Source organism: Leisingera sp. M658 (assembly GCF_025144145.1).
Classification (GTDB): Bacteria; Pseudomonadota; Alphaproteobacteria; order Rhodobacterales; family Rhodobacteraceae; genus Leisingera.
The window spans coordinates 3,191,628-3,203,097 of sequence record NZ_CP083546.1 but is presented as its reverse complement, the minus strand read 5'-3'; the positions used below and the strand labels follow the sequence as shown (position 1 = coordinate 3,203,097).

The 11,470-nt window shown below is 60.0% G+C and carries 8 protein-coding genes; 1 reads left to right on the top strand and 7 read right to left on the bottom strand.

The genetic code is table 11. From position 1 onward, the window contains the following. Position 1: 1 nt before the first annotated feature. The 4 genes from K3724_RS15830 to K3724_RS15815 form a co-directional block, all read right to left on the bottom strand. A complete protein-coding gene (locus tag K3724_RS15830) occupies positions 2–1,093 on the bottom strand; it encodes an ATP-binding protein (RefSeq protein WP_259986958.1) in 1,092 nt (363 codons plus the stop codon). Further along, the gene (locus K3724_RS15825; RefSeq protein ID WP_129371885.1) at positions 1,065–1,559 is read right to left on the bottom strand and encodes a response regulator; all 495 of its coding nucleotides are present in this window, start codon (positions 1,557–1,559) and stop codon (positions 1,065–1,067) included. The genes K3724_RS15830 and K3724_RS15825 overlap by 29 nt, the downstream gene beginning before the upstream one ends. A gap of 258 nt (positions 1,560–1,817) precedes the next feature. Continuing rightward, positions 1,818–2,477, bottom strand: coding sequence for a response regulator (locus K3724_RS15820; RefSeq protein WP_259986956.1), 660 nt, complete (start codon positions 2,475–2,477; stop codon positions 1,818–1,820). A gap of 550 nt (positions 2,478–3,027) precedes the next feature. Then, the gene (locus tag K3724_RS15815; protein WP_259986946.1) at positions 3,028–5,361 is read right to left on the bottom strand and encodes a HAMP domain-containing methyl-accepting chemotaxis protein; all 2,334 of its coding nucleotides are present in this window, start codon (positions 5,359–5,361) and stop codon (positions 3,028–3,030) included. Between the two features lie 544 nt (positions 5,362–5,905). Here K3724_RS15815 and K3724_RS15810 point away from each other — a divergent pair. Then, positions 5,906–6,619, top strand: coding sequence for a serine protease (locus K3724_RS15810; protein WP_259986944.1), 714 nt, complete (start codon positions 5,906–5,908; stop codon positions 6,617–6,619). Between the two features lie 68 nt (positions 6,620–6,687). On the opposite strand, the gene K3724_RS15805 is transcribed toward K3724_RS15810, so the two are convergent. The 3 genes from K3724_RS15805 to K3724_RS15795 are packed head-to-tail and all read right to left on the bottom strand — an operon-like array spanning position 6,688 to position 11,467. After that, on the bottom strand, positions 6,688–7,866 hold the full coding sequence (locus K3724_RS15805; protein WP_259986927.1) for an HlyD family type I secretion periplasmic adaptor subunit: 1,179 nt from the start codon (positions 7,864–7,866) through the stop codon (positions 6,688–6,690). Then, a complete protein-coding gene (locus K3724_RS15800) occupies positions 7,863–10,181 on the bottom strand; it encodes an ATP-binding cassette domain-containing protein (RefSeq protein WP_259986925.1) in 2,319 nt (772 codons plus the stop codon). Before K3724_RS15800 ends, K3724_RS15805 begins: the two co-directional genes overlap by 4 nt. Next, positions 10,178–11,467 carry a TolC family protein gene (locus K3724_RS15795; RefSeq protein ID WP_259986917.1) on the bottom strand — a complete coding sequence of 430 codons (1,290 nt, stop codon included), beginning with the start codon at positions 11,465–11,467 and terminating at the stop codon, positions 10,178–10,180. Before K3724_RS15795 ends, K3724_RS15800 begins: the two co-directional genes overlap by 4 nt. Positions 11,468–11,470: the final 3 nt, after the last annotated feature.

The window sequence follows — 11,470 nt, the reverse complement described above, 5'->3', positions numbered from 1 at the left end:
ATCAGGCCGTTTCCCGTGCCAGTCCGGCCTCAAGGTCGATTGTGAAGCGGATTGTGGTGCCTGCGTCCGCCTCTGGATCGCACCAGATCGTTCCGTTGTGACGCTTGGCGATCTTGGCGCAGGTCGCCAGACCCAGACCGCTGCCTGGTTGATCACTGCCACGCTGCAGCCGCTTGAACGGCTCAAAAATCTTTTCCCGGTATTGCGCTGGAACGCCGATTCCGTTGTCGGCAACGGATATCATCAATCCGGACCCGGCACGTTCCGCAGTCACGGAAACCTCAGCGGTTTTGCCACCGCTGTATTTGATCGCATTGCCGATCAGGTTTTGCAGCAATTGCACGATGTCCGGCGGAAAGCACAAGCCGGCCAGCCCGCCGGAATGCCATCGTATCCGGACGCCGGATTGCACAAGATCCTGGGCCATGACTGCCCGCAAGCTGTCAAAGAGGCTTTCGACGGTCACATGGGCAGGCTTGCCATTGCTGTGCGGGTTGATATGGGAGGCCAGCCCTTCGATCAATTCAGACGTTTTGCGCACCGATTTTTTCATCAGTTCGAATTGCCGGGCCACTTCCTCAAGATCGCCGTTCTGGTAGTCCTCGTGTATCTGATCGCTAAGGAATTTTATGGCCCGGATCGGCGCCCGCATATCATGTACCAGCACATCGGAGAAAAGGCGCAGCTCGTTCTGCTGTTCCTGGATCCGCCAGCGCATGTCTGCAACTTTCTGCCCGTTCTTGATCATCCGCATCAGGGCTTCAGAAGTGATCGCAGATTTTGGGATGTAGTCACTTGCGCCGGCCAAAATGACACTTTTGGCGATTTCCTCATCCCCCTGACCGGTCGTCATGAACAAAACCGCCCGCGGCCAGGTTTCGGTCAGCCGCGCAATCAGGTCGAGTCCGGTGCCATCCGGCAGGAGATAGTCCAGCAGGATCACTTCCACAGGAAGGCCGGAGTGAGACAAGGCGGCCTCTCCGCAGTCGGCCTCAATTACATTGGCATCCGGATACAGATGCTGCAGCAGTCTGCGCGCTAGTTTCCGGTCACCGGCGTCATCATCAATGACCAGAATGTTGAGGACCGTCATCGGACACCTTTCTGACGTGGATATCGGGCAGTTCTACTATGCGCCAGTAGTTGTCGAGGGTTGCCATCAAGTCGACAAACATGCCGCCGGCATTGGATTTGAGAATGTATCCAGCGACATTGTTGGCGTAGGCGGCGGAAATATCCCGTTCGTCGGCAGAGGTTGTCAGCACAATAAAAAGGACCTTGTGCAGCACCGGATCAGCGCGGATTTCCTTCAGAAGCTCAATCCCGTTCTTGCGGGGCATATTGATATCGCTCAACACAACAAAGTTGGGCGGCGGCACTTGGTGCATTTCACCGCGCAGAAACGCCAGAGCCTCAACTCCGTCCACGAACCGTTTGATCGGGTTGGCAATCCGGGCCCGGTCGAATGCGCGGTTCAGGGCTTTTGCATCACCGTCGTCATCTTCGACAAGGATAATGTTCAGGGCCGGGCGGCTAGCGGTTTGGGAACTGGAAATCATGTCGCCATGTCCTTTATTGGCGTTTCCTGCGGCTACTTCACCCTGCAGAATGCCCCTCTGGGTCGTCCTGGTTGAGGCCCGGCATCATAGCAGCCAGTCTCTGAACCCGGCATCTTGGAACGGGGTGGCCGGCAAGGGAATGTCGCGGGCGAGTGACCCGGATGGCACAAAAGAATATGAACACAACTTTGACCTTCAGTTTCATGAACGCCTTGGACATATCTAAGGTTCTTTTGTGCAGACCCGTGAAGCGGAATGTTATTGGAGCAGGCTGGGATTCGCCTTCGCAGTGATTTCCCGGGTGTCTGAAATAACGCTGTCCAGGTCATCCATGAACACAACCAGATCCTTGCAGCTTCGCTCAAGAAGTGAGACGTCGGACAGAATGGCGGAAGGCACGGTGTCATCCTGCCGGGCTTGTGTCTTGATCATTCGGACACCGGCAAGCGTGCGGCTCAGCAGCAGCCGAAGGTCTGGGCCGCAGCCGACAATGAAGCGCTTGAATATCCGCCGGAGCTCTTTTTCAGATGCGCGCGCGCTGCTGAGCTGGCCATAAAGCGCCCGCCGTTCAATCGCGGAGGCGATGGATTTGATCAGCGTGTCGGCGGACAGCTCTTCCTTGACTATGTAGTCGGCGCAGCCGCGCCGCATGGCTTCAACGGCAATCTGATAGTTGGTCATGCTTGTCAGCATGATCGGCACGGCCTGGACTTGCTCTTCATGCGTCAGCAGAATTTTGAGTGCGTCAAGCCCGGTGTCCATGCCAAGGTTATGATCCAGAAACACCAGATCATATTGCTCTATCTCCAGCTGCTGGCGCATTTCTTCCAGGTTGGCAGCCTCAAAGAATTCAGCTTTCATCCCGGCTTTGCGGCATAGTTTGCTTAAGCGTAGCCTGTCGATTTCATCATCATCCACAGACAGGATGTTGAGTATGACCGGCTGCAGCGCCGGCGGGGCAGTCATGTCCGAATAGCTAACATTTCTCATTATCTTCCCCTTGTGAAACACATTTTGCCCGGGGGTGTGAGTATCCGGGTCCACTCGTATAAGGGTAACGTACCATATGTTGACTGTCGCATAGGTTAATTACCCTGACGAATTTGACTAAAGAAATCCGAAGCTGTGGATAGAGTTTGGGATTTTTTTGCGCCAAATTGCGTTGTGACAGCCCATTTTGTGAAATCTTTGCGTTTCGGAATGTGAGCGGATTGGAAACAGCTCTGCTGCCGAGCGGGAATGAGGAGGATTTTCGGCAGTTTGGACAGAATTGCCTTTGCAAGGACGGCCTCGCCCGTTTGATTGAGCACTGTTCAGAATTGTGCAGTCAGTATGCCAGCCCGCGGGTTACAGTTTTTTGGGCAGAAAGCGGCATGCCCGAAGTCCGGATACACCGCATTTGAAAGGCGGGAACACAGGAAGTCAGGCCTTTGCCGGCCTTCATGGTGCTCTGTTCTTTCGGCTGGGGTTAGAAATTCTCCCACTTGGCGATACCGTCCGTTCCTGTTGCTGCAGGCGGGGCTGGCTGGTCTGTGGCGGCCATCTCCGCCGCAGCGTTGTCAGCGGAAGTGCTGTTCCGGACGGGTAGCTGAATGCCCTGTGCAGCCCGGGATTGGCTGTTGATCGTGAAATGCGCCACAAGTTCTGCCAATTTGCCCGCATCACTGTTCAGCATGTGACCTGCGGCGGTTGCCTGTTCCACCATTGCCGCGTTTTGCTGGGTCACCTGATCCAGCTGAGTAACACCAGTGTTGATCTCATGCAGTCCTGTCGACTGCTCCGCAGCCCCTTCGGCAATGCCGGAGACAAGCTCTGTGATTTGAGCAACCCGCGTAACAATGCTCTGCAGCGCCTCGCCGGCCTTGCCGACCAGATCGACCCCGCGCTTCACCTGTTTGGAACTGTCGCCGATCAGCGTTTTGATCTCCATTGCCGCGTCCGAAGACCGCTGCGCCAGCGCGCGCACTTCAGAGGCGACCACGGCAAACCCCTTACCGGCTTCGCCTGCCCGCGCGGCCTCGACGCCTGCATTCAAGGCCAGCAAGTTGGTCTGGAAGGCGATGTCGTCGATGACGGAAATGATCTGGGAAATGTGGTTCGAACTCTGCTCGATCTCAGTCATTGCGGAAACGGCGTTCTGTACAACCGAGTCGCTGGTCTCAGCTTCCGAACGCGCTTCGTCCATGGTGGACTCGACGCTGCGGGCGCCGTCTGCGGCGGATTTCACCGACGCAGTCAGCTCATCCAGCGCCGCGGCTGTCTGTTCCAGCGTTGCAGCCTGGCTTTCGGTGCGGTGCGACAGATCATCAGACGCTTGACTGATCTCGGCAGCGCCGCTGCGGATACTGGCAGCAGCTTCGACAACTTTCTGCACAGTCTCGTTCAGGGTTTCGAGCGTCAGATTATAGTCATGGCGCAGTTGCTCGTGATCTTTGGGGAACGTTTCAGTTATTGGGCGGGAAAAATCCCCGGCCGATAGCCTGACCAGTCCGGCGCTGAGGCTTTCGACCACCATTTGCTGTTCCAGCTGCAGTTTGTTGCGATGCTCCTCGGCGCTGCGGGCCTGTCTAAGGTCTAATTGCATCGAGACAAGCGTCTTGCCGATTTTGCCAATCTCATCGGACCGGTGGGCCGCTTCGACATCGGTCTCCAGGTTTCCTGACGAAACCGCTTCCATATCGGTGCAAATACGGTCGATCGGCTTGGTGACTGAACGCGCCAACAGCCAGCCCGCCACCGAAACCAATGCTGCACAGCTGAGGGATATCAGGATCATCAATCGCCGTTGCGTTACTGCCGGGGTCAGAATTTCGGCCCGGTCAAGCTCTGCGACCAGCGCCCACTGGAGGTTGCGGAAAGCCACCGGCATTGAAACCGCAGCAATTTCCCGGCCATCGGCCTTGGCAATAGAAGGGTAAAATGTTCCGGCAGATGTGATTTCTTCGTCTGCGGCCGGCAGGGGCGCTGCGGCAAAGGCACCTTGGATATGGGGCAGAGGCGGCAATTCCTCCAGCAGAGCATGCCCGTCTTCAAGCCGGGAAGGAGTCCGTGCCTTGAGGTCTTGCCCGGCAAGGTAGACGTCCAGCGTGTTCAGCTCCCCAGCATAGCTGGAGGTGATCCCGGCGATGCCGTCAATTGCGGCCTGCAGCGCAAAGACACCGATGTAGCGCCCGCCGCTGTCCACGATACGGGTGGCAGCAAATGCCGCGGGAGCACCAGCACTGGGCTCATAAGATGCGATGTCGGAAAAATAGACCGTGTCTTTCTCCCCGGCCGCAGCCAGCTGGAACGCATGGGCAAGACCAGACTCCTTGAAGGGGCCGGCAGACAAGTTCGTCGAGTAATCGGCTTCCTTGGCGACAGAAAAGATAACGTCGCCCGACGGGCTGATCAGGAATATGTCGTAAAACCCAAGCCGCTCCATCATCTTTTTGAAGGCTGGGTGGTTGCGTTCGAAGTGAATGTCATAAGGCGACGCGGCAGAGGCAAACATCGAAAGGTTCTGAACCTCTTCTTGACCGGATCCTTCCCGGGTGGCCCAGGTCACGCTTAGGTCTTTCATTGCCTTGGCGGTTGATGGGACTGAAGAAATTGTCAGGATCGCGGCCTCGATAGAGGCGAGATAGGATTGAAGCGCCGCCTCGCGGTCCTGTATCATCGATTGCATGAATATTTCGGCATCGTGAACAACACTGCGACGGAAGTAGCTGCTGCTGAAAGCAATCAGGACAATTGTCAGGGTAAGTGCAGAGCCGATGACAAGCATTGGCAGCTTGTGAGCCAGTTTCAAGGAACGGAACATTTCTAACTTTGCGACCTCCGGAATGCATCCGCCGGGCAGTGGATGCAGGCATTGATATTGCCCCTGATACAACGCCAGATAGATTTTCGATCTGTTAAGACACCTGCAATTTCCAGAAATGAGCTGGGCAGGCAGCATCGGTCCCGGACAGATCGCGTTAACCAATTGGGCGGTCTCGCTGCCAGCGGGCTGATGTGCCCAGTGCAACGTTCTGCTTCGAAAACACGAAAAACATTAACGTATCAGAAAATCGGGAGCCTCGATTCGGGGGGGTGCAGTCCAGATCCAGGGGGCTCAAGCCGGTGAACGGCTGCGGAATTCTCTTTGTTTGTTCATGGTTTGGAAAAAATATTAACGAATTGTTTACTTTCCCTAGCGCTGCGGGGGGCTTTTTTGCCATGGTTAAGCATCAATAACCGGGGGGTTAGGGAATTGTTAACGCTGCCACATTCTGTCCATGAATCTGTCTCAGCCTGGCAACATTGGGCCTCATTCCAGCCGCACGCCTGAATAACGATGCGTCTGTGGGAAGCTGGAGTGGATAATGAGACTTCTTATTGCTGCGATTGCGGCGTGCCTGTCATTGGGCATGCCCGATGGCGTGGATGCGGATGATTCGCGGTCCAACGTCAGATCAATGGAAGGGTGGGAGGCCGTGGGACGGCTGAACATCTCCAACAAAAACATGTGCACCGGGGCGCTGGTTGCACCGGACTTGGTGCTGACAGCGGCGCATTGCCTGTTCGATCCTAGGACGGGGGCGCGGGTTGACCCGTCCACGATCCGCTTCGAAGCGGGCCTGTCCGGGCGGCAGGCCGTGGCCCTGCGGCAAGTGGTGAAAGCGGTGATGCATCCGCAGTACCGGTACCGGCCTGCAGGAACCCATCAGATCGGCAGCGATCTGGCGGTACTGAAACTTGACCGGCCGATCAGCGGCAGCCAGGTTCAGCCGCTGACAATGTCCAGCGGCGCCGCGCGGGGGGATATCCTGGGGGTTCTGTCCTATACCCGCAGGCATGCGACCCGGCCCAATCTGGAGCGGTCCTGCAGCGTCCTGGCGCGGCAGAGCCGGACCTTGGTGATGTCCTGCCTGGTGGATTTCGGTGCTTCAGGCTCGCCGGTGCTGGAAATGCGCCCGGGATTGCCGCCGCGGCTGGTTTCGGTGATTTCGGCCAAGGCCGCGATGGGCAACCGCCGGGTGTCGATTGGCACGGCGCTGGATTCGACGCTGCGGGATCTGATACGGCGGGCGGGCTAGGGACCCCATTCAGAGACAGGACCGCTTTCTGCCTGCCGCCGTGCTGGGGGCAGGCGTTTTCCTTGGCATCAAGGCTCGCGCAGGGCTTCGCGGGACTTGTAAAGCGGTTTCAGCAGATATTGCAGCACGGTTTTGGCGCCGGTCTGCAATTCAGCGGTTGCCCGCATTCCCGGGCGGATTTCGATAGTTTGCTGGCGTTCGGTAAAGCCGGATTTGTCGACCCGGACGGTTACCCGGTAATAAGGTTCGGCGCGCGGATTGCGTTCGTCCTCGAAAGTGTCGGCGGAAACGAAATCCACCTTGCCGCGCAGGGAACCGTAGATGGTGTAATCATAAGCTGAAAGCTTGATCGTGGCGTCCTGGCCGGGCTGTACACTGGCGATGTTCTCCGGCTTGATGCGGGCCTCGACAAACAGCTCTTCGCCCAGCGGGATGATCTCCAGAATTTCTTCGCCGGGACGGATCACGCCGCCGATGGTGGTGACGGACAGGCTGTTGACAATACCGGCCATCGGCGAGGTGATGATGGTGCGGTTCAGCTGATCCACCGCCAGCCGTTGTTCCTGGCGCAGGGTAGTGAGTTCGCGCAACGTCCGGGAGTATTCCTCGGCCTGTTCCAGCTCTGCCTGGGTGCCGATCTCGTTGTATTTGGCGCGGGCGTCGGTGGACAGTTTGCGGGCCTTGTTCACTTCGATCAAGGCCACGATCTTCTGCTTGTAGAGCCGCTCCATATTGGCCAGCTCGGCATTTTGCTGGTCAAGGATCTGTTTGGCGCTGTCACGGCGGCTGGTGAAATCGGTCTGGCGGGCAGTCAGCAGCCCGCGTTCAGAGGAAAGGATGCCGGGGGAGCGCTGCGCCAGCATCTCCGGCACGGCAAATTCAAAGGCGCCCTTCATTTGCGCCTCCAGCCGGTAGCGTTTGATTTCGAGCGCATCGATCTGGTTTTGCAGCTCATCAGCCGCGGCGCGGAATTTGGTGTCCTGCAGCTTGGCCAGCACCTGGCCTGCGGTGACGATGTCGCCCTGGCGCACCTGGAGTTCAGCCAGAATGCCGCCTTCGAGGTTCTGAACGATCTGGGCGCGCGATGAGGACACCACCTGGCCTTCGCCGCGGACAATTTCGTCAATTGAGGCAAAAGCCGCCCAGATCAGGAAGGTGAGCAAGGCGGCAAGCACCAGATAGATGATGCGGCTGGCACTGCGCGGAGTCTCGGCGTTGCCGTAGGGGTCGTGCAAAGACATGGTCATTTGCCCTCTCCAGCGGCCAGATGGGCCAGGACCTGGTCCCGCGGCCCGTCCACAACCATCCGGCCCGATTGCAGGATCAGGGTGCGGTTGGTCAGTGATAGGATTGGCATCCGGTGGGTGGCGATCACAGCGGTGCGGCCGTCCAGCCAGGTTTCCAGGCGGCTGACAAGGGTACGCTCCAGTGTTTGGTCCAACGCAGCGGTGGGCTCGTCCAGCAGTACCACCGAAGGATCCTGCAGCCACAGCTGTGCCCAGCCGATGGATTGGCGCTGGCCGATCGACAGACCATGGCCGCCATCGCTGATTTCCAGATCCAGACCCTTGTGGTGGTTGCGCACATGGGCGCCGAGGCCGGCAAACTCCAGCGCTTCCATCAGCCGGTCGTCATCACGCTCCAGCTGGTTAAGGTTCAAGTTGTCGCGCAGGGTGCCGGCAAACAGGCGCACGTCCTGGCTGAGATATCCAATGTTTGCGCGCAGGTCGCGCGGGTCGATCTGCGCCATGTCAGTGCCATCCAGCAGGATCCGGCCATGATCGGGCGCATAAAGCCCCGACAGCAGCTTGAGAAGGGTGGATTTGCCTGAGCCATTGACACCCAGCACCGCAACCCGCTGACCGGGGGTAACTGCCACCGCCTGCACATCCAGCGTCGGTGCGGCGTCGTCCTCATAGCGAAACAGGATCTCGCGCAGGTCGAACCGGCCCTCGATTTTCTGACGGCGCAGGTAGGTGCGTTCCTTCTCCTTCTCCTGCGGCGCCTGTGCAATCGCATCCAGCCCTTCGAGTGCGGCCTTGACGTTGCTCCAGCGCGCCAAAGTGCCGGCAAATTGCGTCAGCGGTGCCAAGGTGCGGCTGGTCAGGATGCCGGTGGCGATAATGGTGCCGACGGTGAATTCACCCGCGAAAACCAGCAGCGTGCCCAGCACCACAGCGGTGATATAGGTGGCCTGCTGCACCCCTTGCGACCAATAGGTGAGGGCGCTGGACAGCTTGCGCTGCTCAGTCGCGGAATGGGAGGACAGCGTGTTCAGCTCATCCCACAGCCGCAGCACCCGTTCCTCGCCGCGCTGGGTTTTGACGGTGTCGAGTTCCGTCACCACCTCATGCAGCAGCCGCCCGGCCTTGGCATTGGCGCCCTGGGTCTGGCGGGTCAGGGCGATCATCTTCTTCTGCATGAAATAGGCAGGCAGCAGCATCAGAACGCCGCCCGCGACAATCACCCAGACCACCGGCCCAGCGATGGAGGCAACCAGCAGCAGGAAGACCGCGATAAACGGGATATCGGCCAGGGTGGAGATGGTGGAGGAGGTAAAGAACTCCCGTACCGAGCCGAAATCGCGCATCGCGGCAAACAGGCCGGACGGCGGCAGCGGCTTCTTGTCCGAGCGCATGCCGATCAGGCGGCGCATCAGGTTGTGCTGCACCGACAGCTCGATCTGGCGGCCGGCGGCATCGGTCAGCCGGGCGCGGGCCAGCTTCAGCATCGCCTCCAGCGCAATTGCCAAAAAGGCACCGACTGCAAGCACCCACAGTGTGGCTTGCGACTGATGCGGCACTACGCGGTCGTAGACCTGAAGCGAGAACAGCGCGACCGAAACCGCCAGGATGTTGGCGACCAGCGATCCCAGCATGATCTCGCCCACCTGGCGGCGGTATTTCGGAAACTCGCTCCAGAACCAATGGCCGGGGTCGATCTGCGGTGTGTGTTTCGCCGCCATCTGCTTCAGCGAGGGGCGGGCCGACAGCACGGTGCCGGTGAAATAGGGGCCGAATTCACCCAGCGGCACTTCGGTGCGGTTGTCCGCGCAGGCGGTGTCGTAGATGGTCAGTGTTTCTTCGGTCTGGCTCAGCACCAGCACGCATTGGCCGCCGGACATGACCGCAAGCGCAGGCCAGAGGGCCGGGTTCAAGGTTTGCTTTTCCAGGATCTTCGGCTGCAGCCCGGTCGTGTGCAACGCCTTGGCCAGTGAATGCAGCGACAGGTCGCCCGGTGTTTCACTCCACAGAAAGGCGGCGACGTCGCTGACCGGCACTTCGCTGCCCTTCAGAGCGGCCAGGGTGGCAATCAGGCTGGCGCGGTGCTGAATGCGCGTTGCTGCGCCCTCCAGCAACGAGCCGACTTCAGGCTGGGCGTCCTGCGGCGGGGCTTTTGGCAGCGGATTGGCGTCCGGAGCGGGGACGGGCGCAGGGGCGGGCGTGTTGGCCGGCTGCATCGCCTCCGGTGCTCCGGTTCCGGATACAGGCACCGCCCGCAGCACCGGCTTTTTGCCGGAAGCGGACAGCGGGCGGGGCGGATTTTGGGTCGTGTCGGTCAAATCTTGTCCCCATCGGCCAGCAGCCCCAGGTCGCGTGCCAGCTGCAGCTGAATCAGCACCGCCTCATATTTCGCGTCGATATAGGCTTGTTCTCGGCGCACCAGCTCTTCGTAGACCTGGATCACCTCCATCACCGGGCGCTGGCCCGCTTCGAACTGTTTTTGGAACAGGCCGTAGGTCTCGCGGCTGCGGCGCACCAGCGCGGCGGTCTCGCCCTCCTGGCGCTGATAGGATGCAATTTGCTGGACCTGGCGGCTGTAGGTGCGGCGGGCAATCTCTTCGGTCTCGCCAATCTGGCGGGTGGCGGCCTCCTTGGTGGCCTCCAGCGCTTGAATGGCGGCGGGTGTGCCCAATCCCAGCGGCTGGCCAACGCCCAGCGTCAGCCCGGCACCGGATCCGTCGGAGGTCACATTGCCCGAGGCCGCAATCTGGGGCAGCAGCCCGGCGCGGCCGGACTTGGCTTGGGCAATGGTGCGGTCCGCTTCGGCGCTGGCCTTCAGCACGGCCAGGAACTGCACCTGCTCCGGCGGCGTGGCTATGCCCAGATGCGAGGGTTTCTGCGCAAAGGACTGGCCGGTCATCGCCTGCAATTCCGCGCGTGCGGTGGCGGCGGCGTCACGGGCGGTGGCCGTAGCCGTGCGGATGCCGCTGATCTTGCTGTCCACCACATTGAGGTCGGCGCGGTCCGACACGCCGCCGTCGACACGGCCCTGCACGATGCGGCGGAATTCCTGCATCCGGCGCAGGGCGCGGTTGCCATAGGCGGCCTTTTCATCGCCGCGCAATGCCGCTGCATACAGCCCGACAGCGGTTTCGACGCGGCTGTTCATGTCCTCGGACAGGCTGACGGCGGCCACTTCGACATCGGCGGCGGCAAAGGCGCGTTCGGCCTTGCGGCGGCCATTGTCAAACAGGACCTGCTCAATCAGCAGGCCGGCCACCAAATCCCCCAGATCGGTCAGGCTGACGGATGGGCCAAGGGTTGGCAGCCAGTTCTTTGAGGCCGCCTCGGCGCGCAGCTTGGCGCCGATCAGCTCTGCTTCGGCAGCGCGGGAAGAGGCGGCAATTGCGGCCTCGGCCACTTGCCCATAGGCGCTGTCCTGCGCCAGCAAGGAGCGGCGCTCCATCAGCTTGTGGATCACCTCGGAGGAGGCCTCGCCGGATTGTGCGAAATTGCTGCGCGGCGCGGTTTCTGCGCTTTCTCCGCCGCCGAACGGCAGCGTATGGGCGCAAGCCGACAGGCTGCACGTCACTGCGATGGCGCAAAAAAAGCGTCCCGGTTGCATCCT

Excerpts from the sequence above, each read along its gene's own strand:
- K3724_RS15830 (WP_259986958.1), bottom strand. The coding sequence starts at position 1,093 with ATGACGGTCCTCAACATTCTGGTCATTGATGATGACGCCGGTGACCGG.
- K3724_RS15825 (WP_129371885.1), bottom strand. The coding sequence starts at position 1,559 with ATGATTTCCAGTTCCCAAACCGCTAGCCGCCCGGCCCTGAACATTATC.
- K3724_RS15815 (WP_259986946.1), bottom strand. The coding sequence starts at position 5,361 with ATGTTCCGTTCCTTGAAACTGGCTCACAAGCTGCCAATGCTTGTCATC.
- K3724_RS15810 (WP_259986944.1), top strand. The coding sequence starts at position 5,906 with ATGAGACTTCTTATTGCTGCGATTGCGGCGTGCCTGTCATTGGGCATG.
- K3724_RS15805 (WP_259986927.1), bottom strand. The coding sequence starts at position 7,866 with ATGACCATGTCTTTGCACGACCCCTACGGCAACGCCGAGACTCCGCGC.
- K3724_RS15795 (WP_259986917.1), bottom strand. The coding sequence starts at position 11,467 with ATGCAACCGGGACGCTTTTTTTGCGCCATCGCAGTGACGTGCAGCCTG.